This is a genomic window from Labrys sedimenti (assembly GCF_034424805.1).
Lineage (GTDB): Bacteria > Pseudomonadota > Alphaproteobacteria > Rhizobiales > Labraceae > Labrys > Labrys sedimenti.
In genome coordinates this window covers 42298-66134 of the sequence record NZ_JAXOUF010000004.1, presented here as the reverse complement: position 1 = coordinate 66134, position 23837 = coordinate 42298, and the positions used below count along the sequence as shown (strand labels likewise).

The 23837-nt window shown below is 63.1% G+C and carries 24 protein-coding genes; 9 read left to right on the top strand and 15 right to left on the bottom strand.

Annotated elements, in window-relative coordinates; genetic code table 11:
• Positions 1-56: 56 nt before the first annotated feature.
• A complete protein-coding gene (locus tag U1R88_RS15375; RefSeq protein WP_322432007.1) occupies positions 57-1412 on the top strand; it encodes a purine-cytosine permease family protein in 1356 nt (451 codons plus the stop codon).
• A gap of 309 nt (positions 1413-1721) precedes the next feature.
• Complete coding sequence (locus U1R88_RS15370) at positions 1722-2237, top strand: GNAT family acetyltransferase (RefSeq protein WP_322432006.1); 516 nt, start codon at positions 1722-1724, stop codon at positions 2235-2237.
• Positions 2238-2339: 102 nt separating this feature from the next.
• Here the strand turns inward: U1R88_RS15370 and U1R88_RS15365 are convergent, their stop codons facing one another.
• Positions 2340-2948 carry an IMPACT family protein gene (locus U1R88_RS15365; protein ID WP_322432005.1) on the bottom strand — a complete coding sequence of 203 codons (609 nt, stop codon included), beginning with the start codon at positions 2946-2948 and terminating at the stop codon, positions 2340-2342.
• Positions 2949-3347: 399 nt separating this feature from the next.
• Between U1R88_RS15365 and U1R88_RS15360 the strand changes: the two genes are divergently transcribed.
• Positions 3348-4142: a lytic murein transglycosylase gene (locus tag U1R88_RS15360; RefSeq protein ID WP_322432004.1), complete on the top strand. Its 795-nt coding sequence runs from the start codon at positions 3348-3350 to the stop codon at positions 4140-4142.
• A gap of 378 nt (positions 4143-4520) precedes the next feature.
• The gene (locus U1R88_RS15355) at positions 4521-5120 is read left to right on the top strand and encodes a dihydrofolate reductase family protein (protein WP_322432003.1); all 600 of its coding nucleotides are present in this window, start codon (positions 4521-4523) and stop codon (positions 5118-5120) included.
• A gap of 234 nt (positions 5121-5354) precedes the next feature.
• Here the strand turns inward: U1R88_RS15355 and U1R88_RS15350 are convergent, their stop codons facing one another.
• Positions 5355-5960, bottom strand: a complete 606-nt coding sequence (locus tag U1R88_RS15350; RefSeq protein WP_322432002.1) for a LysE family translocator — start codon at positions 5958-5960, stop codon at positions 5355-5357.
• 102 nt (positions 5961-6062) lie between these two features.
• Here U1R88_RS15350 and U1R88_RS15345 point away from each other — a divergent pair, with 102 nt between their 5' ends.
• Positions 6063-7421 carry an aminotransferase-like domain-containing protein gene (locus U1R88_RS15345; RefSeq protein ID WP_322432001.1) on the top strand — a complete coding sequence of 453 codons (1359 nt, stop codon included), beginning with the start codon at positions 6063-6065 and terminating at the stop codon, positions 7419-7421.
• Positions 7422-7433: 12 nt separating this feature from the next.
• On the opposite strand, the gene U1R88_RS15340 is transcribed toward U1R88_RS15345, so the two are convergent.
• From U1R88_RS15340 to U1R88_RS15330, 3 genes are all read right to left on the bottom strand, one after another.
• Complete coding sequence (locus tag U1R88_RS15340; protein ID WP_322432000.1) at positions 7434-8087, bottom strand: Vgb family protein; 654 nt, start codon at positions 8085-8087, stop codon at positions 7434-7436.
• A 16-nt stretch (positions 8088-8103) separates the two neighbouring features.
• Positions 8104-9318 carry a helix-turn-helix domain-containing protein gene (locus U1R88_RS15335; protein WP_322431999.1) on the bottom strand — a complete coding sequence of 405 codons (1215 nt, stop codon included), beginning with the start codon at positions 9316-9318 and terminating at the stop codon, positions 8104-8106.
• Positions 9319-9656: 338 nt separating this feature from the next.
• Positions 9657-9902 (bottom strand): hypothetical protein, encoded by a 246-nt coding sequence (locus U1R88_RS15330; RefSeq protein WP_322431998.1) that lies wholly within the window; start codon positions 9900-9902, stop codon positions 9657-9659.
• 167 nt (positions 9903-10069) lie between these two features.
• Between U1R88_RS15330 and U1R88_RS15325 the strand changes: the two genes are divergently transcribed.
• Positions 10070-10546, top strand: a complete 477-nt coding sequence (locus U1R88_RS15325) for a hypothetical protein (protein ID WP_322431997.1) — start codon at positions 10070-10072, stop codon at positions 10544-10546.
• A gap of 61 nt (positions 10547-10607) precedes the next feature.
• Here the strand turns inward: U1R88_RS15325 and U1R88_RS15320 are convergent, their stop codons facing one another.
• Positions 10608-10946: an ElaB/YgaM/YqjD family protein gene (locus U1R88_RS15320; protein WP_322431996.1), complete on the bottom strand. Its 339-nt coding sequence runs from the start codon at positions 10944-10946 to the stop codon at positions 10608-10610.
• A gap of 190 nt (positions 10947-11136) precedes the next feature.
• Positions 11137-11895, bottom strand: coding sequence for a response regulator transcription factor (locus tag U1R88_RS15315; protein WP_322431995.1), 759 nt, complete (start codon positions 11893-11895; stop codon positions 11137-11139).
• A 432-nt stretch (positions 11896-12327) separates the two neighbouring features.
• Here U1R88_RS15315 and U1R88_RS15310 point away from each other — a divergent pair, with 432 nt between their 5' ends.
• The gene (locus U1R88_RS15310) at positions 12328-12747 is read left to right on the top strand and encodes a DUF1236 domain-containing protein (RefSeq protein WP_322431994.1); all 420 of its coding nucleotides are present in this window, start codon (positions 12328-12330) and stop codon (positions 12745-12747) included.
• A gap of 446 nt (positions 12748-13193) precedes the next feature.
• On the opposite strand, the gene U1R88_RS15305 is transcribed toward U1R88_RS15310, so the two are convergent.
• The 7 genes from U1R88_RS15305 to U1R88_RS15275 form a co-directional block, all read right to left on the bottom strand.
• Positions 13194-14072 carry an SMP-30/gluconolactonase/LRE family protein gene (locus U1R88_RS15305; RefSeq protein WP_322431993.1) on the bottom strand — a complete coding sequence of 293 codons (879 nt, stop codon included), beginning with the start codon at positions 14070-14072 and terminating at the stop codon, positions 13194-13196.
• Positions 14073-14137: 65 nt separating this feature from the next.
• Positions 14138-15064 carry a 3,5-dioxohexanoate:acetyl-CoA acetone transferase gene (kce, locus tag U1R88_RS15300; RefSeq protein ID WP_322431992.1) on the bottom strand — a complete coding sequence of 309 codons (927 nt, stop codon included), beginning with the start codon at positions 15062-15064 and terminating at the stop codon, positions 14138-14140.
• A 9-nt stretch (positions 15065-15073) separates the two neighbouring features.
• Complete coding sequence (locus tag U1R88_RS15295; RefSeq protein WP_322431991.1) at positions 15074-16018, bottom strand: 3-hydroxyacyl-CoA dehydrogenase; 945 nt, start codon at positions 16016-16018, stop codon at positions 15074-15076.
• A gap of 30 nt (positions 16019-16048) precedes the next feature.
• Positions 16049-16828 carry an SDR family oxidoreductase gene (locus tag U1R88_RS15290; RefSeq protein WP_322431990.1) on the bottom strand — a complete coding sequence of 260 codons (780 nt, stop codon included), beginning with the start codon at positions 16826-16828 and terminating at the stop codon, positions 16049-16051.
• Between the two features lie 25 nt (positions 16829-16853).
• Positions 16854-18929 (bottom strand): ABC transporter permease, encoded by a 2076-nt coding sequence (locus tag U1R88_RS15285; protein ID WP_322431989.1) that lies wholly within the window; start codon positions 18927-18929, stop codon positions 16854-16856.
• Positions 18926-20476 carry a sugar ABC transporter ATP-binding protein gene (locus U1R88_RS15280; protein WP_322431988.1) on the bottom strand — a complete coding sequence of 517 codons (1551 nt, stop codon included), beginning with the start codon at positions 20474-20476 and terminating at the stop codon, positions 18926-18928. Before U1R88_RS15280 ends, U1R88_RS15285 begins: the two co-directional genes overlap by 4 nt.
• A gap of 77 nt (positions 20477-20553) precedes the next feature.
• Positions 20554-21678 (bottom strand): sugar ABC transporter substrate-binding protein, encoded by a 1125-nt coding sequence (locus U1R88_RS15275; protein WP_322431987.1) that lies wholly within the window; start codon positions 21676-21678, stop codon positions 20554-20556.
• A 189-nt stretch (positions 21679-21867) separates the two neighbouring features.
• Between U1R88_RS15275 and U1R88_RS15270 the strand changes: the two genes are divergently transcribed.
• Both U1R88_RS15270 and U1R88_RS15265 read left to right on the top strand, forming a co-directional pair.
• Positions 21868-22551, top strand: coding sequence for a GntR family transcriptional regulator (locus U1R88_RS15270; protein WP_322431986.1), 684 nt, complete (start codon positions 21868-21870; stop codon positions 22549-22551).
• Between the two features lie 375 nt (positions 22552-22926).
• Complete coding sequence (locus tag U1R88_RS15265; protein ID WP_322431985.1) at positions 22927-23529, top strand: TVP38/TMEM64 family protein; 603 nt, start codon at positions 22927-22929, stop codon at positions 23527-23529.
• 44 nt (positions 23530-23573) lie between these two features.
• Here U1R88_RS15265 and U1R88_RS15260 read toward each other — a convergent pair whose 3' ends face one another.
• Positions 23574-23726 (bottom strand): hypothetical protein, encoded by a 153-nt coding sequence (locus U1R88_RS15260; protein ID WP_322431984.1) that lies wholly within the window; start codon positions 23724-23726, stop codon positions 23574-23576.
• Positions 23727-23837: the final 111 nt, after the last annotated feature.

The following is a 23837-nucleotide window of genomic DNA, read 5'->3' as shown; positions in this document are numbered from 1 at the left end:
AAAAAACATCACCATCCAAACACGACATCGATCGAACCATTGAGAGGGGACCCATCATGGCAGGCACTGTCGCGGCCGCCGAAGCCGATACGCTCGATTATTCCAACCGAGCCGTCCCGCCTAACGCGCGCATGCCCAAGATGGCGCTGACCATGGCCTGGTGGGCCGTGTGCAGCGCCGTGTTCTACATCGTCGTCGGCGCCGCCCTGGCGCTCGGCTTCGGCACCCGCAACGCCATCATCGGCATGATCATGTCGGTGATCGCCTATGGCCTGATCAACGCCGTGCTCAGCCGCTTTGCCATTCGCACCGGCCTGTCCGTCGCTCTGTTCTCGCGCGTGCTGTTCGGCAATGCCGGCGCCGGGCTGGCGACCCTGATCTTCTGCGCGACCGCCATCTACTATGCCGTGTTCGAAGGATCGGTGATCGCGGTCGGCATCCACACCATCTTTCCGTCCGTGTCCTATGCCATCGCGGCCCTGATCGTGGTGCTCTATTCGGTGCCGCTGATCTTCGGCAGCATCCAGACCTGGCTCGACAAGTTCAACGGTGTGCTGCTGCCCTTTTACATTCTCGGCCTCGTCGTTGCCGTCGGTCTTGCCGTGGCCGAATATGGCTATAGCGACAAGTGGCTCAATCTCGGCCCGGCCGGCGGCGCACCGGCGAATGGCTGGTGGTCGTGCTTCGTTTATTACATGGGCGTGTGGGTGCTGATGATGTTCACCTTCGACTACGCCCGCTTCGGCCGCGAGGAGGACGCCGGCTACCACGCCTTCTTCAATTTCGGCATGCCCTTCTATGTCATGGTATTCCTGGTCAGCGGCCTGTTCGGCATGTTCATGATCGGCACCGTGCCCGATCTCGGCACCGTCAGCGAAGTAACCGTCCTGCTCGCTTTGCTCAAGCTGATGGGCGTCTGGGGCCTGCTCTTCGTCTGGGTCACGCAGACGCGCATCAACACGGCCAACTACTATCTCGCTGCCGTCAACATGGAGGCCCTGGTCCAGCTCTTCGGTAAGCTGCCCTTCGGGCGCATCGGCTGGGCCGTGGTCGTCGGCCTGATCGTCTATCTCCTGATGCTGGCCGATGTCTTCGCCTATCTGCTGCAGGCCCTCGCCTATCAGGGCATCTTCGTGGTGGCTTGGGTTGCCGTGGCGATGGCCCACATCCTCAGCGATCGCTACCGGCGCCTGGCCGGCGACACGATCGAATATCGCTCCAGTCACGTGCCCGCCTTCAACCCGCTCGGCCTGGCCGCCTGGTTCGCCGGTGCGGCCATCGGCATCGGCCTGCATCTGTTCGGAGGGGCTTATGCGGAGTTGTCGGCACCGGCGACGGCGGTGGCCGCCTTCTGCATCTATACGGTGGGCCTCACCTTCGCCCGCCGCTCCTGGTTCCTGGTCGCGGATTGAAGCGCGTGATTGCAATGCTCCCGGCTGGGCGATCAGCCGAGAATTGCACCGGTGGCCGCTGATCGGTTGCATCCACTCGGGAACGATCGGAGCCGGCAGGCGTTTGACTGCAAGATGCGCATGCGTCAACCGGACCTGGCAGTAGAGGGAACAGGGATGGTTTTTCCGGTTTCCCGCCTTGACCAACGAAACGGTAGCCGAGCCCTTGTCCTGCCCGTGCGTATCGCCTCGGCTGCGTGATGCAGGGACTGATTTCGAGCGCGTTCCGGTTGTTGTCGGAGTCGATTGGTCAGATTTTGTAGGAGCCGCATGGAAGTCGTATCCCGGGTGGTATTTACCGTAGCCAGCATCTGCCTGATGATGTTGGCGGGCGGTCTTGTCGGAATAGCCGGATTTCGGGTCTTTCATGCCGCCTATTACGACGGCCAGTTCGACAACACCCTGCTCGATTCAATCGGCTTCGTGGTGGTCGGCGTCGCGGTCTTCGACGTGGCGCGCTATTTCCTCGAGGAGGAGGTGCTGCGCGCACGCGAAATGCGCAATGCCGTGGAGGCTCGGCGCAGCCTGACGAAGTTCATGTCAGCCATCGTGATCGCGGTTTTCCTCGAGGCCTTGGTAACCGTGTTCAAGGTGGCCAAGCAAAGCCCGGAGCAACTGCTTTATCCGGCGCTCCTGCTGTTCGGGGGCACAGCAATGATCGTGGGCCTCGGCGTCTACCAAAAGCTGTCCGTCAGCGTCGAACGGGAAAGCCCGGCGGAACCCCGCAGGGAAGAGGGTGAAAGCAAGCGCAATAGCGGCGAGCGGGAAACGGAGTCGACGAGATAGGTTACAGCATCGAACCTGATTTCTGAATCAGGCTCGATGCTGTAATTCCTTGTTGTCGCATCTTTTTACCGAAAACCGGTACCCACTTTTCGGCGTGATGCTCTAGGCTTCGTTTCGCGTCGGGATCGACATCACCGCACGACCGCTTGTGACATCCGCGACCATCTGCCGGACATCGGCCAGATCCTGTTCGCGGATCGCGGCGACGAACTCGCTTCCCGTCGCGGTATAGTCCTGCGTCAGGATCTGCACCGCCTCATGGGTGGACAAGCGAGCCTGGACCAGCGCCAGGTCGGTGAAGATGCAGCTGATGCGCGCCTCGACCCGCATGACGATCGGCAGCTTCTCGGCAGCCCGCAGGCAGGCGGCTGCCGTGCCGCCATAAGCCCGGACCAAGCCGCCGCTGCCGAGCAGCACGCCGCCGAACCAGCGCGTGACCACGACGGCGACGCCGTCCAGGGCCTGGCCGTCGATCGCCTGCAGGATCGGCTTGCCGGCGGTGCCGCTGGGTTCGCCATCATCGTTGAAGCGGTAGAGGGGGCCGACTCGCCAGGCCCAGCAATTGTGATTGGCCCCCATGTCGGCATGATCCCTGATGAAGGTCTTGGCGGCCTCCTCTCCCGATACCGGAGCGGCCGTCGCCAGAAAGCGACTTTTCTTAACCTCCTGTCTGAAGGTCTCGACTCTCTGAAGGCTGAATAAATCCGGCATGTCTGCAATCTAAAGCATTTTTCCTGGAAAGGCTGACAGATATGTCTAGTAAAATAAACATAATTATAACAATTGGTTATGCGAAATTCCTGATATAGAGAACTCGAAATTCCTCTCTGCGGGGACGGTTCCTGCGCCAGGTCACCACCCCTCCGACATGGCGGGATCCGCCATGTCGATCGTAGCGTGGCCCGGCAAGGTCGCTCGCCGCAGAAGCATGCGATGGCGCAACTGCGCTCGCCCAATGCTCATTCGGCGACAACAGGCACAAGCATTGGGCCTGCCTCGTAAACCCAAAATCGAAAGCATGATGTGGGCACCGTTCTGCATCGATTGACTTGACCGGGCGTCACTGCTGTAGTCGCCGGCAGCCTGGATGTTCTCAAAAAAGGGATTTGGATGAGCACGAGGATACATGTAGCGGCGCTGGCCGGAGCGGTCTTGGGCCTTTTCCAGCTTTCAGGCGGAGCCTATGCTGCCCAATGCGGCAAGACTGCAGCCGGCTATGAAGCATGGAAGCAGGAATTTTCTGCCGAGGCACGCGCCAAGGGCGTCGGTCAGGCCGGCATCGCCGCGCTGATGAGCACCCATTACGCCACAGCCACCATCAACGCCGATCGTGGCTTGAAGAGCTTCCGGCTGTCCCTGGATCAGTTCCTTGCCAAGCGCGGTGGCAACACGATCGTCGCGCGCGGGCGCCAGCTCAAGAAGTCCCAGGGTGCGCTGTTCGCCAACATCGAGCGCCGCTATGGCGTGCCGGCGGGACCACTGCTGGCGATTTGGGGCATGGAGTCGGGTTTTGGTGCCGTCAAGGGCAACCAGAACATGCTCTCCTCGGTGGCAACGCTCGCCTATGACTGCCGCCGGCCCGAATTCTTTACCGACCAGCTCTATGCCGCGCTCAAGCTTGTCGACAGTGGCCGCTTCACGGCACAAACCCGCGGTTCCATGCATGGCGAAGTGGGCCAGACCCAGTTCATGCCCAAGACCGTGCTGCAATACGGCATCGGCAATCTCGACACGGCTGCGGGGGCCCTTGATTCGACCGCCAACTACCTGAAGGCCCATGGCTGGAGCGCTGGCCAGGGCTATCAGCCGGGCGAGCCGAATTTTGGGGCGATCCAGGCCTGGAATGCGGCCTCCGTCTATCAGCAGGCCATCGCCCATATCGGCCAGCGCATCGACGCTCAATAGGACAGACCCGCTGAGCTGGGTGCGAGAACCCCGAGTTCCCTCACCTGGCCGCGATCGGTCATCGATCCATGACGCCGTGGAGCACCAGCTTCCACGGCGTTTCATTTTGATTGACCTATGATCCGAGCGAATGGCCTTGATCGCGGCCTGCTGTCCGCCACTGCATGTCACTCCCGAGTTGCCCGAGACGTGCCTTCGGCTGGAGTCGTTCACTCTCTGCCCGCCCGGCAGAATATTCTATCGTCGATAAAAACTAAGCCCTTGCGCTAAGTTTTGAAGACTGATAGTTAGCCCGAAGGATAGGTAATGGGTTTTCGCTCATATCCCGAAAAACATGGTGGTCGAACCGCGAAAGGTGACGTGATGAAGCTGGTCTTGATGGAATTCTTGTCCCTCGACGGCGTGTATCAAGGGCCGGGGAGCCCCGATGAAGACACGACCGATAGTTTCACCCGCGGCGGCTGGTTCGTGCCCTTCATCGACGAAGCCCTGATGCGTGCCGTGACCGCCTGGGTCGCCGAAGCCGATGGCTTCCTGTTCGGGCGCCGGACCTATGAGAATTTCGCGCGCGACTGGCCGAAAATGGATGATCCGAACGATCCGATTGCCAGCAAGCTGAACGGCGCTCCGAAATATGTGGCCTCGACATCGCTCGAGCGTGCCCCATGGGCACCTTCGACCATCCTGTCAGGCGACATTTTCGGTGGCATCGCCGCATTGAAGGCCAGGCCCGGCCGCGAACTCCAGATCCACGGCAGCGGGCGGCTCGCCTACTCGCTGTTGGAAGCCGGATTGGTGGATGAGCTAAGGCTCATGATTGCTCCCGTCGCACTGGGACAGGGTCGCAAACTCTTCAGGGATGGCGGGCAGCCTCTCGGCTTCAGGCCGTTGAAGGCCGAGGTGACACCGGCCGGCCTCACGATCCAGGTCTATGAGAAGGCCGGAACACCCACATTCGCGACTTACAGCCCTTCGTGATTGGTTGGGCCGAGCCGGGCCAGGCTTCGCGGGACGGGAGGCGCCGAAATGCCGCGATATCGCCATCGCGGCGAAACAAACGGAAATCGCAGGTTAAGGCAGCCCGGGCATGCTGGTGGCCTCTTTCACCGGAGCCAAGCCGATGCTCGAAAGTGTGCTGCTTGCCTTGCTGTTCTCCTTTGTCACTTATTATCTCACCTTCGATCTGTGAAGGGAGGTCGATGTTCCCATCGATCAGCGCGCCGCTTCAGCCAGGATCGGATAGAGTGAGGCGACCAACGCCCCCGCCATCACCACATTGAAGACGCGCAGCCGCACAGGTCCGGACAGAAAACCGCGCAAAGCGGTCCCCGCTGCCGCCCAGACCAGCAGGCAGGGACCATTGGCCAGAACGTAAATGGCCGTTACCACCAGGACATAGCCGAAAAAGCCGTCGGCCGGCGTATAGGTCGCAATCGCGCCAATCGCCATGATCCAGGCCTTTGGATTGACCCATTGGAAAGCCGCTGCCTGGAGAAAAGTCATCGGTCGATCCCGGCTCCCCTCCGAATCCGGCCCGCCCGCTCTCGCGATCTTCCAAGCGAGATAAAGCAGGTAGGCCGCGCCCCCATAGCGCAGCAACGTGTGAAGGAACGGGAGGGCCGTGAACAAGCTACCTATGCCAAAGCCTGCGGCAAGCACCAGGACGCAGAAGCCGAGATTGATACCGAGAAGGTGAGGCATGGTGGCCCTGAGACCGTAGTTGGCGCCGGAGGCCAGCAGCATCGTGTTGTTCGGGCCCGGCGTGATCGATGTGACGAAGGCATAGATGATGAAGGCGGTCAGCAGGTCAGATGTCATAGCACGGGTCGTCGGTTCCGAAGGGAATTGACGGCATCATAGAGGCGTGACACATTTTCAAAATACATAATAGTGTCATGTGACACAATTGATGAGTCCGCCGTGAAGCTTGCGTCACCATGGGCACCGCGCCTGGCGCCAGGCGACGAGCCGCCGTCCGAGCGGCTCGCCGCAGCGCTTGCCGACGACATTGCCGGCGGCCTGATCGGCGCTGGCGACCGGCTGCCGGCCCATCGCGACCTGGCCTGGCGCCTCGGTATCGGGGTCGGCACCGTCACCAAGGCCTATGCAAGGCTGGAACAACGCGGCCTGGTGCGATCCCTCCATGGCCGCGGCATGTTCGTGGCAGGCATGTCGGCCGCCACGGCCGGAAGCATCGACCTCGGCATCAATGCCCCGCCGCAGATGTTGAGCGACAGGCTGCTGCAGGCGACATTGTCGATGCTGGCAAAGCGCCTCGATGCCGGAACTTTCGGAGCTTATTCCCATCCTGCGGGGCGCCCGGAGCATCGCCGCCTGATGGCACGGTGGCTGGCCAGATGGGGCTTTGACACCGAGCCGGATCGTATATTGCTGACCCATGGAGCCCAGCACGCCCTCGCCATTGCGATGGCGATGGCCTGCCCGCCGGGAACCCGTCTGCTGACCGAGGCACTGACCTATCCCGGCGCCCTGCTGCTGGCACGGCAGGCCGGCCTCGATATCATCGGCCTCGCGATGGACCAGGAGGGCCTTACGCCCGATGCCCTGGCCGAGGCGCTCGGCGCCGATCACGGCCGGCAGAGGGTGCTCTACGTGACGCCGACCCTGCACAATCCAACGACGGCGACAATGGGCCCCGAACGCCGCCAAGCTGTGGTCCGCCTCTGCCGTGCCCACGACGTCACCATCATCGAGGACGACGTCTACGGCATTTTCGCGCCAACGGGCGTCCGCCCACTGTCCTGCCTTGCACCCGAACGCACCTTCCATGTCACCAGCCTCTCCAAGGCCTTGAGCCCGGGGCTTCGCATGGGCGCGCTCGTCGTCCCGCCCGATCGCGTGGCCAAGGCGGAAGCGAGGCTGCAGGCAAGCAGCACCATGGCCTCTGCTCTCCAGGCCGAGATCATGGGGATGTGGCTGACGGATGGAACGGCGGAAGCCGTCGCCTCCTCGATCCGCGCAGATGCCGTTCGACGCTCAGCCTTCGCCGCCGAACGCCTGCCCAAGCAGGCGGTGCTCAGGATCAATGACGGTTTTCACGCCTGGCTGCCGATGCCGGCCGAAGCGGCGGATCGTTTCGTCGCCCGGGCCGCGATACGCGGTGTCGCCCTGATGCCGGCGCGCGCGGTAATGGCCGATCCCTCAGCACCGGACGGCGGGGTGCGAATAAGCCTCGGCACTCCTGCGATCGCTGAGCTCGACCAGGCACTCGGCATTCTCGCCGACCTGTTCCTGGCCGACCGGTCGGTGCTCGTCTGAGCAGGCAAGCGTTCAGCCACGCACGCGCCTTGCCCTGACCGGCCGGCGGATGGCCCGGACCTTTCCGCTTTCGCCGCCACCGCAGAAGAAACGGTCACCTCCATCGGCTTCGAGCCCGGAGACGACCAGGCCAGCCGGCATCTCGATGCTGTCGAGGACCTTGCCGGTGGTCGGATCGACATGCCGCAATTCGCTCTGGTCATTTTCCCAGGTAGCGTGCCAGAGCTCTCCGTCGACCCAGGTCACGCCGGTGACGAAACGATTGGATTCGATGGTGCGTAGCGTGGCGCCGGTCTCGGGATCGATCTGGTGAATCTTGCGGTCCTGATATTGGCCGACCCAAAGGGTGCCTTCGGCCCAGGCCAGGCCTGAATCCTTGCCGCCGCCGGGCGCCGGAATGGTGGCGAGCACCGTGCCGGTGGCTGGATCTATCTTCTGGATACGATCCTCCGCGATCTGGAACAGATGTCGGCCATCGAAGGCGGTGCCGGCATGCGCAGGGACGTCGAGAGCCTTCACCGTATTGCCGCTGTCGGGATCGAGCGCATTCAGCTTGTCACCCGAGGCAAACCAGACATTCTCACCATCGAAACTGACCCCGTGCACGGCTTCGACGCCAGCGAAGGGGCCATATTCGCGAAGGATTTCTGCTGATGCTGGCTTCATGAGACATATCCTAGCTTCATGGCAGCGGCGCCGGGAGTAACAAGGTTGTCGCGAAACTGGGCACTGGCGGCGTCACCCAGCGGCGTGCCCTCCCACGGCCGAAGAACTGCACTTTGGCGGCCAAGGCGAGTTCGTCGAGGGCCCGCTGCACGGTACGCTGGCTGGCTCCGAGTGCAAGCGCCAGGGCCGAACTGGACCAGGCTTCGCCATCGGAGAGAAATGCCAACACCGCCGCATGTTTTTCTTCCACCGGCCGGGCCAATACCAGGACCTCGGCGGTGTGACTCGGCGCCAGCTCGAAGCCGCGCTTGGTTGCGTTGACGGCGGCCAGTCCCCGCAGGGTCGTGCGCAGGCGGCCGATCTCGACCCGCAAGCGGGCGCGATGAGATTCGTCGGCCGACTTCGCACCGAAGGCACGCGCCACCAGCTCGTCACGTGTCACATCGCGGGGCCAGGCCTCACCGAGGGCCCGGGCGAGGGCAAACAACACCGGCCGCCGGGCAAGCGAAGTCGTCTTGTCGGCATTGCGCACGATATGGCGGCAGGCGTCGATCATGAAAGCTTTCGATGTCTGCAAAGCCTCGACTTCACCGAGCAGAACCGGGCGTTCGCCGCCGGCCGTGATCAGGCGGGCGGCCGGCGTATCCAGGATCAGCGTGGCGCTTTCGACTTCCGCTACCAGCGCAGGAATTCCGGCCTGACGCGCGGTGAGTTCCGCCCGCGCCAGCGCCGTACGGGCCTGTCGGGTCCTGAGCCGGCGCATCGCAATGCCGGCAACCACCAGATCATGCGCCGTCCTCAGGGCCGGCGGCAGCGGCGCAGGAGCGAAATTGGCAAGTTCGGCCTCGGCGGCGTCAAGGCGTCCGATCAGCAGCAGGCGCCGGGCTTCGAGATATCTGGCATGGGCGGCATTCACCCGGTCGCCATGCTGCTCCAGCGTCATGCGTGCAGCATGAAGGGCCTTGGCAGGCCAGCCGAGGTCGCGCGAGACGAAGGCGATCTCGGCCTCGGCGACGATGCATCTTGCGCGCGCCACGGCCTGCCTGGCGCCGAAGGCGCGCGCGGCGTTCCGGATCAGGGTTCGCGCACGGTCGAGATCGCCGAGCTGCGCCATCGCGATGCCACGCAGGGCCAATGCGGGCGCATCGTCACGCAGGGCAACCCGGTTCAGGGCGCCAAGGGGGTCGCCGGCAGCCAGCGCACGGGCCGCGGCCGTTATCAGCGAGTCCATTCGAATCCCGCCAAACTCGTCACTCCCGCCATCCGATAGTCCCGGACTACCACGAAATACCAGATCGTATCGAGAACGCTGTGAGTGCCGCCATGAGCGTCATTACAGGATGGCGCATCGCATGCCGGGCGATCGGCGCCGGCGGCCCTTCCGAACCGCCTGCAACTGGGGACTCATTTCAGCCTGAATGCCGTCGGCCTGATCGCGATCCTTCTGGTGAGCGGCCTGATGGATCTGCGCAATATGGCGGCCATCACGGCGTGCATCACCGTCCGAACGCCTCGCATCAAAGGACCCGCATCCGGGTGCTCGCACCGAAGCTTTCAGGCTCGCATGTTTCAGGTCCTGCGGCGGGCGGTGAAAGCAGGCGGATCGCTGGCGGGGAAGGACTCGTCGCTCGCTTCATCGACCGCGTCCCAGGGATCGTCGGGTTGTATTGCCTTATCCCGCCGCCGGCCGGCTGCTCTCAGCGCCTCGACTTCCTGGCGCAATCGATGATTGTCATCCAGCAGCTTGGCAATAGTGACCAATCCCGCGAATGAAGCCAGAAAGCCAAGCCTGCGCATGTTGTTCTCCTTTTCCAACCGGAGATCCTGCCCGAGCCGTCCTAGCGCTGAACCTGCGAACCGGGGTCATGGTTCCCGCCGGCCCTGCAAAGCCGGCCCGACAGCTTTGCTCCACTTCGTCGCAGGCAAGAAACCTTTCCTGTCCGCCGCCGTTTCGCCCTCGACAAACATCGAGGTGCCGATCCATGCAAGCCTATGACGTGCGCGCCCTTTTTTTACTCGCCGATAGGGCCAGTCGGCTGGATGGCAGCGCTTCCTGGCTCGATCGCGATATTTGCCTGAGCCTTCGCTATCTCAATGGCCGCATGTTCGCCGATTGGCTGGTCGTCCTGCCCGACCATCGCCTGTCGTCCGCCGATGGCTCGCATTGTAGCGAGCCTGACGCGCTCACGGCCTCCATCGACGCCGTCGAGAAGCTTCGGCGTTGTCTACTGCCCAAGAGCAGCCTGAGCGTCAGTACGCTCGATGGCCATGCGGAGCGGTTTCAATGTCAGGTACGATTGGGCTTCGGTACACGTGAAACCGGCAGAGTGATCGTCGCCAATTCCGAACCTTGCGCCCGGCTGGCGGCTCTCCTTCATGCCTTCGCCGTTTCGACCCTAGGCTGGCCGGATCCTGCAAGCGAGCCAGCCAGGCTGCGCTTTGCCCTGGTCGACAAGTGAGCGCGCCCGACCGGAAATCGCTGCATGACGCCGTGTCGGCGCCTGCTCGATAGGCAGAAGGCTAGCGCCGCTCATTCCCGAGCAAGGTCGCACCGACGACGAGCCCAATGAGAAATCCGACAATACCGGCCGAGGACAATATCGTCGCGGCCGTGCCGGGATGTTCCCTCGCCGCATCGGTCACGGCATGCGCCTGCTCGCGGGCCTGCTGGAAGGAGGCTCTCGTCTGTCCCCTGGCCCGATCCACGGCTTCGGAAGCCGCTTCACGTGTGCGTTCCAAGGTCTCGGCACCGCGATCCGCGATGGATTTGCCAAGTGCGCTGATTTCCTTACGGAGACCGGCAATCTGCTTTTCCAGTTCCTTGCGCACATCGTCCGGGGAGATCGAGTCGGCCATCATGTTCTCCGTTCTGGTGATCCGTGACGGTGATGGTGGATACCTGTACCGCCCTTGCCCATAACGCCCGATCAGGCGCCATGTTCCCGGCATGCCCCACCAGCATACGAAAAAGGCTCCATTGGGAGCCTTGACGTCTTGCTGCGCATTCACCCAGGCACGAACGCGTTGCGCTCGAGCGCAAGCCTAGCGCTTAGTTGAACAGATCCTTGGTCAGGATCGCCACTTCCGTGCGGTTGCGCGCCTTGATCTTGCGCATGATGTTGCGGATGTGGATCTTCACCGTGCTCTCGCTCATCTCGAGCTTGAAAGCGATGATCTTGTTGGACTCCCCACGGCGCAAACGGTCGATGACGTCGATCTGCCGCTGGGTGAGGGCCTGGCCGAGTGGGCCCTTGTCTGCAGCCGGCATGGGCGCGGCCTGCGCCGCCAGGAGGCTGCTGACAGGGACAAACTTCTCGCCTGCCTGAACCAGGCGAATGGCGGCGGCCGCCATGTCCAGATTGAAGGTCATGCCGACGAAACCCTGGGCACCGTGTTCGAGGCTGCGGCGCACCAGAACGGGGTCCTCGACATCGGAGAGCACGATGATCTGGCTGTCGGGAGCCTTGGCCTGCAACCGGGCGATATCGTCGCAAATGACGCGTTCCGTCGCACTGTCCCCGGTCGCGCACAGCAATATCGTTACCGGAGCGGCAAGGTCTGCCGGACGCCATTCGTCGACCGATGCATAACCGCTCGTGCTGCAGTTCAATTCAGCTTCGGCCAGGCAACGCGCCAGGCAGTCACGGATCAGCGTTGCGGCGCTGATAATGAGGATCGGGGTCGTCGCGACCCGGGGTGTGACGATCGGACCGGCAATGGGTGTCGGCCGCATGACTTCATTGCGCAGTCTTGGCAGATGGTCGAAGTCGACGCTCCTATAGGCGTCGGAAAGAACGGCAGCACCCATTACCATATTACCTTAAAACAGACTGCCGCTATCCAGCAGATCTCCAAACTTCATGGAGCCTTAGGGATAATTTCATGCCGCGGATGTGCGATTTCGCACATCCGGCGCGGACAGGTCATCCGCCGCAATGGCGAATCCGGCTACGCGCACCACACTCTGAGACGGCATCGGCGGACTTCTGCGGCCGCAAGACACAGGTAGCGCTTCGATAAGAATCTTCTATCTATATAAATCAAAAACTCAGAATTCAGCAGAATATTGAAGTACCACATATTTATCGAAAATGTGTCATCATTGAGAAAGCAAAGATAATTTGAAGGCATATGTCGTAATTCTTATTTTCATCGAAATTTCATGGGAACAATTTGAGCTATGGTCTGTTGCATCGCTCATATCTGGAGTGGATACACTCGGCAACCATGGAGAAAAATCATGACAAACAGGTTGATGAACTTGATTGGCGTATCTTTGGTGGTGCTCTGGCTGCCTGCTGCGGCCCAAGCGCAAGGCGTGATGGGCGGAGCCCAGGAAGGGGCCGAACGCGGCAATGACAATGCCGGCCCGATCGGCGGGATCGTCGGCGGTACGGTCGGCGCCGTCACAGGCGGCATCAACGGGTTGCTGGGAATCGAGCAGCGCCCCCGCTTCCGCAAATATGTGATTGAGCGGCATATCCCCTCCTATAGCTATGAGGAGCCCCTCAATGTGGGCGTTGTCCTGCCTGAGGAAGGCGTCGAATATTACGACGTACCCGCTGACTATGGGGAAGTCCGCTACAAATATACGGTCATCAATGACGAGGTCGTATTGGTCGACCCCAGCACCCGCAGGATCGTGCAGATTGTAGAGTAGCGTCCAGACCTTCGAGTGGCTCGGTCACTTCGGCCACCCTTGGAACAGACCGCGAGATCTTCCGGCTGCTGCAGATGCAGGGGTCGGAAGACCTCGATGTCTGCCCAAGGCACGGGTGGGTGTGGGTTTCGCATCATGCCCGAAAAAGCAGGCCAAGTTGATAAATCATCGATTTATGAATATTGCATATCATGTTGATACATATTCATTTTTTTGAAAACACAAAGAAAGATTCGTTCCTGCTCGGATGAAGAAACGTCTTGCCCAGTGGCAATGAGCCCGCCAGCTGGGGCCGACTTATCGCCGCGGGATCATGCTCATCCTTAACTTCAGCAAGCTGGCCATCCGCCAATAGAAACGACACCCGCCGGCCACAGCGCGCGACCACCATGCCTGCAGCGAAGGCCGCTGGTCGCGAGCCGTTCCCGTCATTTTTTCCGATCCCCTCACCCGCCGAAGCGCGGTTCGGGAACGCCCCTTATGCCGAGATCGTGGATCGCGAACAGGCTACCGCGCAGCACGCCGTCGCCCGGGAAGCGCGGCAAGGGGGGCTTGGCCATCGAGGTCACGTAGAGCACGTCGAGATCGGGGCCGCCGAACATCACACTGGTCACTTTCTTGACGGGCATCTCGATCACCCGGTCGACGGAACCGTCCGGCCGGTAGCGCACCAGTTTGCCGTCATAGACCAGGGCATTCCACAGGCAACCCTCGGCATCCACCGTCGAGCCATCGGCCGCACCGCCGCCAGAGCCGTCGACCTTGGCGAAGGTTCGCTTGTTCGACACGCCGCCCGTATCCTGGTCATAGTCATAGGCCGAGATCTCGCCGGACCAGGTGTCGGTGAAATAGAAGATGTTGCCGTCAGGGCTCCAGCATGGCCCGTTCGAGCAGATGATGCCGGAATCGAGCCTGGTGACCTTGAAATCCGTCGACAGGCTGTAGAGCGCTCCGTTCGGCCCCTCCTCCATGGTGTCCATGGAGCCGGCGACGAAGCGGCCGCGCTTGTCGACCTTGCCGTCATTGATACGGTTGTTGGGCAGGTCAGGCTCAGGATCGTGGATGAGCTCGACGTCCCCGGTCTTGAAGTCGAGGAGATGGAAGCCGCGCGCCAGCGAGACCACGGCACCCGAGCCGTCCTTGCGCAGCGCCATGGAACCGATCTTCTGCGGCACGTCCCAGGCCCGCAATTCCCGGCCGTCGGCCGTGGCGCGGAAGACGCGGCCGTCGAAGCTGTCGATCCAGTAGAGGCGTTGCTGGTCCACATCCCAGAGTGGCCCCTCCCCCAGTGTGGTCTTCACATCCAGCAAGACTTCGATGCGCATGGTCGTTCCCTCTCCTTCAACCGTTTTGTCTTCAGCCTCGCGGCTGCCTGCCCCTGGGCGAGGGCTCAAAAATTCACGGCATGGCCGCCCTTGAGGCTCAGCATTTCGCGGGCCTCGTCCGGGGTTGCCACGGAGAGGCCGAGCCCTTCGATGATCTGGCGGACCCTGGCGACCTGCTCGGCATTGGAACGGGCGAGCACACCGGGGCCATTCCAGAGCGAGTCCTCCAGCCCGACGCGGACATTGCCGCCCATCGCCGCCGCCATTGCCGCAATGTTGAACTGGTTGCGCCCGGCCCCGAGCACCGACCAGCGATACTGGTCGCCGAACAGGCGATCGGCGGTGCGCTTCATGTGAAGGACGTCGTCGGGATGGCCACCGATGCCGCCCTGCAGGCCAAAGACGGTCTGGATGAAGAGCGGTGCCTTCACCAGGCCGCGATCGAAGAAATATTTGAGATTGTAGAGATGCGCCGTGTCGTAGCATTCGAATTCGAAGCGGGTGTCGTTGCCGGCGCAGGTGGTCAGGATGTGCTCGATCTGTCCGAAGGTGTTGCGGAAGATGATGTCCTTGTTGGCCAGATAGGTGCGTTCCCACTCATGCTTGAGATCGGTGAAGCGATCGAGCATGCCGAACAGGCCGAAATTCATGGAGCCGAGATTGAGCGAAGCGACTTCCGGCGCGAAGGTCGCCGCCGGCCGCACGCGCTCCTCGATGCTCATGGTCGGGGCACCGCCGGTGGTCAGGTTGATGACGCAGTTCGAGCGCTGCTTGATCTGAGGCAGGAACCTGGCAAAGGCTTCCGGCGTCTGGTCCGGCTCACCAGTGACGGGATTGCGGGCATGCAGGTGCACGATGGCCGCGCCGGCCTCGGCGGCACCGACAGCCGCATCGGCGATCTCTTCCGGCGTCACCGGCAGATGTGGCGACATCGACGGCGTATGGATGGCGCCGGTCACGGCGCAGGTGATGATGACTTTATTGCGGGCCATGATGCCTTCTCACTTTCCGATATCCTTGGCGGCCTTGCGCTTGTGGGCAAGCAAGGCCATCAGCCGGCGGTCACGCCACATCTGGCGTTCGCCGAGCTTGTCGCGCGGAAGCAGGGCACTGCGCTCGGCCTCCACCCGCTCCATGACGGACCCCGCCCAGTCGACGCGGTGCTGCACCGACGGGAAGATGTTGGCGTAGATCCCCTGGTAGCGCTCGGCATAGTCGCGCACGCCGCCGGGGGCATTGAGATCGATCGTCTCGAACGGCCCCATGAAGGACCAGCGCAAGGCCAGCCCGTCGCGCAGGCCGACATCGATGTCCTCGACGCTGGCGATATCGTCTGCAACCAGGCGGAACGCCTCCTCGAGCAGCGCGCCCTGCAGGCGGTTCATGATGAAGCCGTCGATCTCGCGCTTCATCACCAAAGGCGACTGGCCGCAACTGCGCATGAAGTCGGCCGCCTTGCCCATGGCCTCCGGCGAGGTCCAGGGCGAAGGACAGACCTCCACCGCCGGCACCAGATAGGGCGGATTGATCGGATGGCAGACCAGGCCGCGCTGGCGGCCGGGAAGATGCTCCATGAAGGCGGACGGCAGGATTGCCGAAGTCGAGCTCGCCAGCACCGCCTTGGCGGGCGCCAGCCTGTCGAGATCGGCGAACAAAGCGCACTTCAGCTCGACCTGTTCGGGCGCATTCTCCTGGACATGGTCGACGTCATCGAGGGCTGCGGCAAGATCGGCCTCGAGATGAATGCGCGCCTTGAGCTCGGCCGGCTCGGAGCCGCCCAGCAGGTCATTGGCGGCGAGATCCGGCAGCATCTCGTCGATGAAAGCCAAAGCCTTGGGCAAGGCATCGGCATCCTTGTCCCAGAGCCTGACCTCGTGGCCGGCCCTGGCGAAGGTGATGGCCCAGGCGCGGCCGATGAATCCGGATCCGATGATGGCTGTCTTCATGGGGGTCTTCCCGACTGAGAGGGCGTTCGCTCACAGGGATTCGACGTTGCCGTCGACGCCCAGGGACTGGCCGGAGATGTTTATCCCGGCCGGCGACAGCAGGAAGAGCACCATCGCCGCGACGTCCTCCGGGCCCGTCATCCGGCGCAGCGAGATGCGATCGAGATATTGCTTCTCCATCGCCTCATAGGGCACGCCGACCTGCGCGGCGCGATCGCGGATCACCCCTTCCATGCGGGGCCCGCGGATGATGCCGGGCAGGATGGCATTGACGCGGATACCCGAGGGACCGAGTTCCTTGGCAAGGCTCTGGGTGAAGCCGATCACACCCCATTTGGCGGCCGAATAGGGCGTGCGATAGGCATAGCCATAGCGCCCCGCAGCCGAGGACAGGTTGACGATGGCGCCGTCGCCGGCCTGCTTGAGCAGGGGCACGCCATGGTGGGTGCACAGGAACTGGCCAGTGAGGCAGATATCGATGGTGCGGCGCCAGTCGGCGGGCGCGATCTCCTCGACGCCGCCGGTCGGCCCGGCGATGCCGGCATTGTTGATGAGGGCATCGAGGCCCCCGAGCCCTGCTTTCACCTCGTCGAACAGCCTAGCGACCGCCTCTTCGTCCGACACGTCGCACAGGCTGGCGCCATGTCCGGGATGGGCGCGACGGAAATCTGCCAGATGATGCTCGGCGACATCGCACACATGCACCCTGGCGCCATTGGCGATCAGCAGGTCAGCGATGGCCCGGCCGATACCGGATGCCCCGGCGGTGACGAGAACCCGAAGGCCGGGCTTGAGGGCAATTCCAGTCATGATATTTCCTTGCATGACAATGTGTTCAGGTATTTTTTTCGCGCAACGTGATAACAGCGCACAGCACGACCACCCCATAGAGAATGGCGCGGGTCGCATAAGGGAGCGTGGTGCCGGCCAGCAGGGTCTGCAGGGCCGTCAGCAGCAGGACGCCGCCGATCATGCCGATATAGCGCCCTCGCCCGCCGGTAATCAGCGTTCCGCCCACCACGGCGACGGCGATGGAAGGCAGGAGATAATCATCCCCCATGCCGAGACTCGCCTGGCCGGAGAAGCCGGCGAGAAGGCAGCCGACAAGCGCCGCGCAGAAGCCCGAGAGCATGTAGACCTTGACGAGGGTCGCCCCGACGGGAACGCCTGAGAGCTGCGCGGCACGCACGCCATTGCCGATGGCATAGACACGCCGGCCGAAGGCCGTCCGGCCGAGGAGGACGGTGGCAAGGACGACGAACAGGATGACGAGGGGGACGATCGGCGTCACGCCCATCACCTGTCCCGTCATGATCCAGCGCAGTCCCGGCGCCGAAAAACCGTCAGGCGTCCCGCCGGAGTATACGAGCGCGAAGCCTTGAAGGATGCCGTTCATCGCCAGGGTCATCACGATCGGCGACAGGCCGAGGGCAACGATACCGAGGCCGTTCACGAGGCCGATGAACGTGCCCATCGCCAAAGCCAGCGGCAGGGCATAGAGCATGGCACTGTCCGATCCCTTCATCAGGCCGGCGCTGACGATGCCGCAAAAGGCGATCGTCCACGGCAAGGAGAGGTCGAGGCCGCCGGTGAGGATCACACTCCCCTGCCCAAGCGCGAGAATGGCCAGGAAACTCGCCAGCACGATCAGGGAATTGTAGTAGCCCCATGACGCCAGCGTGCTGCCGAGCACGAACTGGCTGACCACGAGAACGATGGCAAAGCAGGCAAAGGCCGGCAGGACCGTGCGCAGATCCTCCTGGCGGCGGACCCAGAAACCGGGACGCGCAACATGGGATCGTGCGGCTTGAGCCGGCTCGGCCGGCAGCCGCAACCGCGTTTCCGGAAGGGACAGCTGGCGCGGCAGGCGCCCCTGGCGCCAGGCTGCCAGGCGATGGCTGCCCAGGCGCAGGGTGCTGGCGAGCACCGAGGTGCGCGTGATCGAGGCGCCGAGCACCGCCAGGATCAGGATGGTACCCTCGACCACGGACGAATAGAAGGCCGGCACGTTGAGGACGAGCAGGATGTTGACCACCATCATCAGCACATAGGCGCCGAAGATGGTGCCAACCGGGCCCCCGCGCCCACCGCCCAGCAAGGTTCCGCCCACGACCACCGCCGCGAACATCTGCAGCAGCATGGGATTGCCGACCAGCGGGTCGCCCGAGCCGGTCTGTGCGCTGATGAACACGCCGGCCAGCCCGTAAAGCCCGCCGGCGAGGACATAGACGGAGAATTCGCACAGGCGGGTGTTGAGGCCTGCTGCCCGCGCCGCGTCCCGGTCGGAACCGATGGCATAGATCGCCTTGCCGAAGACCGTGTTCTTGAGGAAGAGCCAGCCCAGCACTAGGAGGACGAGCATGAGAACTGGCCCGGGCAGCCAGTCAGGGATCGCGTCGGCTGTGAAAAAGGCGCTGAACCCTGCGGGAAGCTGGCCGCCCGGCTTGTCCATGACCAGCAGTGTCACCCCCTGCAGGATGAACATGGTCGCAAGCGTCACGACGATCGGCTGCAGGCGCAGAAAGGCGATGAAGAAGCCGTTGAAGGCGCCTGCTGCCGCCCCGATGGCGATGCCGGCGCAGGACCACAGCAGGATGCTGGAAGGGTCGTCCTGCATGTGGCTCGCCAGCGTGACGTTGACCAGCGAGACTACGGCAGCGGCCGACAGGTCGAACCCGCCCGACAGGACCACGATGGTCTGGCCGATCGCGGCGGTCGCCAGCGTGGCCCCGCCCGTGGCGATGGTCGAGATGTCGTAATAATTGAGGGATCCGCTGACGAGGCGGATCAGGCCGAGGCAGACCAGGAAGGCCGCAACGGCAATCAGCGTGCCCCGATAGCGCGACCAGCGCAGGCCCCCGCGCTTGGCCGGCGACGGCTTGAGGGACATATCGGCATGGGCCGCGCTCATGATGCCTCCTGGATCGTGGAAGCGCTACCCAGCGTGGCGCGCAGAATGGCGTCCTCGGAAATCGCGGGGCCGGAGAGATCGGCCGCGACTTTGCCGCGATAGAGCACGAGGACGCGATGGGCGAGATGGTCGAGTTCGGCGATCTCGGTGGAATGGAACAGGACGGCGCCGCCGGAGGCGGCATATTGCTGAATCAGCGCATAGATTTCATGCTTGGTGCCGACATCGATGCCACGGGTCGGATCGAACAACAGCAGCACGCGGCTTTGTGCGAACAGCCATTTGGCGATGGCGATCTTCTGCTGGTTGCCGCCGGAGAAGGATTTCACGCTGGTCCATAAAGCGCGCATCTGCACGTTGAGCCGCCCGAAGACCTGGGCGACATCCCTCTCCTCGCCGGCTTCATCGATCAGGCCGAACCTGGTATAGCGCTCGACCACCGGCAGGGAGACGTTGCGCTGCCCGTCGAGCTTGAGGAAAAGGGCCTCGGTCTTGCGGTCCTCGGGAACCAGGCTGATACCGATACGTGCCTCGATGGCATCGCGCGGGGAGGTCAGGGTCACCGGCTGTCCATCGATGCGGATCTCGCCGCGATATTCCTCCATGCCGAACAGGGCCGAGAAAAGTTCGAGCTGGCCCATGCCCTGGAGACCAGCGACGCCGAGAATCTCGCCTGCGCGCAGATCGAAGCCGACATGTTCGAGCCTCTTATGCGTACCCAGGGCGTTTACCGATAGCACGGGATCGCCGGTCAGCGACGGCACCGGCGGCTTGGGCGGGAAGGAGCGGCCCAGTTCCCTGCCCGCGATCATGCCGATCAGGTCCTCGTCGGCGACGTCGGCAAGGCTGGCGGTGGCGATGTGCTTGCCGCCACGCAGGACCGTGACCCGATCGCAGAAGGCCCGCACCTCCGCCATGCGGTGGGAAATGAAGACGACCGTGACGCCGTCGCGCTTCAGGCTGTCGATCAGGCCGCCCAGCCAATCGATGTCGCGGCCCGAGAGCGTGGAGGTCGGCTCGTCGAGGAGGAGTATCCTGGGGCGGCGGAACAAAGCGCGCGCTATCTCGATCTTCTGGCGCAAATTGAGATCGAGATCGCGCAGGTCGGTATCGAGGTCGATTGCCGCCAGGCCGAGCGCATCCAGATGCTCCGCCACTTGGCGGCGTGCCTCGGAGCGGCGGATCTGGCCGAGCAGGGTCGGCGGATAGGGCAGCAGCATGTTGTCGAGCACCGTCAGATCCTTGACGATGGTCAACTCCTGGAAGGCGGTCTGGATGCCGAGCCGATGGGCCGCACGCGGAGTGCTGAGCACGGCCTGCTGGCCGAAGATCTCGAAATGACCTGCGGTCGGCACGATCAGGCCGGACAGCAGCTTGACGAGCGTCGACTTGCCGGCGCCGTTCTCACCCAGCAGCGCATGGGTCTCGCCGACCAGGATCTCGAAGGAGACGCCGTCGACGGCAATGGTCGGCCCGAAGGAACGGCTGATATCGCAGGCCGCGACAGCGGCTTTCGCCGGCGCGGCCTGGACGGATAAGGACGACATACGAATCGGTCCCTGCAAATTTGTGTCACTCGGATAGAAAAGCGGGTCCGCCGGGATGGCACGGACCCACTTCGCCCTCAGTTCTCGGGCTGGCCGACCAGCGCCGCCGACAGGCCGAGCTCCGGCGTCTCGGCCGAATAGATCGAGGCGAACCAGCCGGGATTGGAAACCAGAGAGGGCTTGAAGGCATTGCAGCCGGCCTTCATCTCGGCCCAGCTGCCCTCCTGGCAGAGCTTGATCGTTTCGTTCGTCACGATCGGCAAAGGCAGCACCGTGTGTTTGGGAATGTCCTTGCCGTCGAGCTTGGCGACCGCGAGCTTCAGGGCCAGCCCACCCGAATAAGGCGGCGAGGCGTAGGAAATGCGGGGAGCGCCCATGGGCGTATAGGTGCCGTTGGCGCCCTCCACCTCGCTGCCCGCCGGGAGCATCTGGATGCGGCCGCCATTCGAGCCCTCGCCGGCGCAGGGCTTGAGCTTGTCGGGGGTGGCGCCTGCCTCGATCTGCATGGTGTTGGCGGTGTAGCAGCCTACCTGCGTCCACAGCCCGTCGATCTCGTCCCACTTGCGGGTGGCCATGATCTTGGACAATTCGGTGCGGGCCACCGCCTGGCTCCACATGCCGACGGCTTCGTTGACGATCTTGATGTCGGGATATTTGGCGAAGACTTCCTTGGCGGCCTTGGTGCGCAGTGTATCGACCGAGGTGCCGGGCACGCCGGTGATGGCGATGATGTTGCCCTTGCCGTTCAGTTTCTTGGCCAGCCATTCGGCCGTGACCCGCCCCGCCTCGCTCTGGTCGATCGTGACATTGTAGGCGCAGGGCTCGGTGATCTCGCCGTCATAGGCGATCACCACCACGCCCTTGCCGCAGGCATTCTTGACGGCCGCGTTCAGAGCGGTGGGCGAGATCGGGAAGACCACGATGGCCTTGGCGCCGGCCTGGACCATGGCGTTGATCTGCTGGATCTGGCGCTGGGCGTTGGGCCCGGCGACTTGGACCTGGAGGTCGACCTTGTCGGCCATCTCCTTGCTGGCGGCCATGGCCTTGACCATGTTGGCGGCCTCGCCCTGCCAGTCATTGCCGATATAGCTCATCGACAGATAGATCTTGTATTTGTCCTTGGCTTCGGCCTGCCCGCCAAGGGCACATATGCCGAGCAGTCCCGCGCCCAGCAGGGCAGCGCCGCGCTTTACCAGTCCCATTCTTCCCTCCCTGTCAGCCCGCTTCGTTGCGGCGGGCACTTCGACTCGTTGATAAGTCAGCTTCTGTGAGCTACTTTTGATCATAAATCAAAGATCAGAATTTTAGCAAGCCCGGCGACGCTTTCTCCAAACGCCGAACCGACCTACAAGACGAGAACCCGGCATCGGGATTTGCAACGCGGAGGTGTCATGAGCGAAATCAGGTCCAAGGCGCGGGAGCCGCTCTCGGTCGTGCGTGTGCAGCGCGCCACCATGCAGGAGGACGTCTATCGCCAGGCCAAGGAACTGATCCTCAACGGTGACCTGGCACCAGGCCAGTCGATCACCATCCAGTGGCTGGCGGACGCTTTCGGCGTCAGCGCCATGCCGGTGCGCGAGGCGATTCTGCGCCTGACGGCGGAAAAGGCGCTCACCGTGGTGGCCGGGCGCAGCCTCGGCATTCCCCATCTGACCCGCGAGCGACTGGCGGACCTGACGCGGACCCGCCTGGAGATCGAGGGACTGGCGGTGTCCTGGGCCGTGCCCAGCCTCCTGCCTGCAACGCTGGCCCGGCTCGATGAGTTGGTCGAAGAGATGGACAACATCAAGCCGAACAAGGAAGCCCGGAAGATCTATCTGCGCGCCAACCGGGCGCTGCATTTCGAGATCTACCAGGCGAGCGGCTCGGAAACCCTGTTCGGCATCATCGAAACGCTCTGGCTCCAGGTCAGTCCCTATTTCAACCTGCTGCAGGAACGCGGCAATTTCGTCGTCTCGAACAAGCACCATCGTGTCCTGGTCGAAGCGTTGCGATCACGAGACCAGGGTGGCGCGGTCCGCGCCATCCAGGCCGATATCAGCGATGCGGCCGATATTCTCGAAACCATTCTCTGACAGGCTGTGTTCGCTGAAGAGACCGGCTTCTAGCTGGTCCCAACTCTTCGTTTCGATGTGCCTTTGCGAATTCGGGCGAGGTTGTAGGATTGCAAAATACCTTGGCTCAGACACTTTCACAGCTGTGTCACATGGTCTGACAATAGTGTCCGCCATGCCGCAAATCGGCGGCATAGCAACCAACTTCCGACCCGGCGCCCGACACGCCGGGTACTTTGTTTTCCGAGCGACATGATCGGCATACAGCCTCAAAGCCGACGTCGTTTTCACAGCCGCCCTCAGGCCGCGCGGATGTCTCTTGAGCAAAGGCCAGCGAGGTTGCATCCTGCCTGAGACACGGTATGAACAAGGCACAACACCGGGATTGGTTTGGACATGCAGGCGGATCTATTGAGCTTTGCCGGCGAGTGGGGAGCGGCCCTGATGCTGCTGCTCTTCTTCGTCAGTGCCGTCTCGCTGCTGCCCCGGCCTGCGCTTTGCATCGTGGCCGGCTCCGCCTATGGTCTTTACGGCATCCCGCTTGCCCTGATCGGATCCATCCTTGGCGCATCCGTGGCCTACTGGCTCGGCCTGGTGGCTGGCCGCCGCTACGGCCATCGGCTCACCCGGCGCTGGCACCTGCTGGATGCACTTCGTGAAACCATTCGGATAAGTGGCTGGCGTATCGTGCTTTTATGTCGTTTCGCGCCGATCGCACCGTCAAGCCTGATGAGCTTCATGTTCGGCTCGACGTCGACGGCCTTCGGCCCGTTCCTGGTCGCGACCGGGCTTGGCATTCTGCCTGGAATCGCCCTGCAGGTCGCTGCCGGTGCCGGACTGCGCGCGGGCCTCGATGGACACCTGTCCACGCTGCAGATCGTTACCTTCGGCATGGGCCTTTGCGCCGGCCTGGCGGCTCTTCTCTTGCTGGGGCGCAAGATGCGGCAGGTTCTGGCGTCCTATCAGTCTGATCTGACGGCCGAAGGCCGGGTTCGGTAGTCCGTTCGCGCGCATAATCCTGGAACTGACCCACGCCAGGCCCGTCAACCGCGTTTTCTTCGCCGGATTTTGGCTGCTACCGCCCCCGCTACCAGCAGGCCCGCCGCCGTCAGGGCCACGATGCCCGTTACGCGAATGGCTGCCAGGGCGAGGATGATCGATGTCAGGGAGTGGATGAGGGCGTCGGCGATACTCAACAAGGGCGGCGCATACCAATGGAATGGGAATGAAGGAGATCAAATCTCGATTACACCGCAAGGATGACAGGAGAGTTGGGCGCTGATGGGGCACTGGCGGAACGAGCCTGG

Coding starts and splice junctions, on each gene's coding strand:
- U1R88_RS15375 (WP_322432007.1), top strand. CDS start 57: ATGGCAGGCACTGTCGCGGCCGCCGAAGCCGATACGCTCGATTATTCC.
- U1R88_RS15370 (WP_322432006.1), top strand. CDS start 1,722: ATGGAAGTCGTATCCCGGGTGGTATTTACCGTAGCCAGCATCTGCCTG.
- U1R88_RS15365 (WP_322432005.1), bottom strand. CDS start 2,948: ATGCCGGATTTATTCAGCCTTCAGAGAGTCGAGACCTTCAGACAGGAG.
- U1R88_RS15360 (WP_322432004.1), top strand. CDS start 3,348: ATGAGCACGAGGATACATGTAGCGGCGCTGGCCGGAGCGGTCTTGGGC.
- U1R88_RS15355 (WP_322432003.1), top strand. CDS start 4,521: ATGGAATTCTTGTCCCTCGACGGCGTGTATCAAGGGCCGGGGAGCCCC.
- U1R88_RS15350 (WP_322432002.1), bottom strand. CDS start 5,960: ATGACATCTGACCTGCTGACCGCCTTCATCATCTATGCCTTCGTCACA.
- U1R88_RS15340 (WP_322432000.1), bottom strand. CDS start 8,087: ATGAAGCCAGCATCAGCAGAAATCCTTCGCGAATATGGCCCCTTCGCT.
- U1R88_RS15335 (WP_322431999.1), bottom strand. CDS start 9,318: ATGGACTCGCTGATAACGGCCGCGGCCCGTGCGCTGGCTGCCGGCGAC.
- U1R88_RS15325 (WP_322431997.1), top strand. CDS start 10,070: ATGCAAGCCTATGACGTGCGCGCCCTTTTTTTACTCGCCGATAGGGCC.
- U1R88_RS15320 (WP_322431996.1), bottom strand. CDS start 10,946: ATGATGGCCGACTCGATCTCCCCGGACGATGTGCGCAAGGAACTGGAA.
- U1R88_RS15315 (WP_322431995.1), bottom strand. CDS start 11,895: ATGGGTGCTGCCGTTCTTTCCGACGCCTATAGGAGCGTCGACTTCGAC.
- U1R88_RS15310 (WP_322431994.1), top strand. CDS start 12,328: ATGACAAACAGGTTGATGAACTTGATTGGCGTATCTTTGGTGGTGCTC.
- U1R88_RS15305 (WP_322431993.1), bottom strand. CDS start 14,072: ATGCGCATCGAAGTCTTGCTGGATGTGAAGACCACACTGGGGGAGGGG.
- kce (WP_322431992.1), bottom strand. CDS start 15,064: ATGGCCCGCAATAAAGTCATCATCACCTGCGCCGTGACCGGCGCCATC.
- U1R88_RS15295 (WP_322431991.1), bottom strand. CDS start 16,018: ATGAAGACAGCCATCATCGGATCCGGATTCATCGGCCGCGCCTGGGCC.
- U1R88_RS15290 (WP_322431990.1), bottom strand. CDS start 16,828: ATGACTGGAATTGCCCTCAAGCCCGGCCTTCGGGTTCTCGTCACCGCC.
- U1R88_RS15285 (WP_322431989.1), bottom strand. CDS start 18,929: ATGAGCGCGGCCCATGCCGATATGTCCCTCAAGCCGTCGCCGGCCAAG.
- U1R88_RS15280 (WP_322431988.1), bottom strand. CDS start 20,476: ATGTCGTCCTTATCCGTCCAGGCCGCGCCGGCGAAAGCCGCTGTCGCG.
- U1R88_RS15275 (WP_322431987.1), bottom strand. CDS start 21,678: ATGGGACTGGTAAAGCGCGGCGCTGCCCTGCTGGGCGCGGGACTGCTC.
- U1R88_RS15270 (WP_322431986.1), top strand. CDS start 21,868: ATGAGCGAAATCAGGTCCAAGGCGCGGGAGCCGCTCTCGGTCGTGCGT.
- U1R88_RS15265 (WP_322431985.1), top strand. CDS start 22,927: ATGCAGGCGGATCTATTGAGCTTTGCCGGCGAGTGGGGAGCGGCCCTG.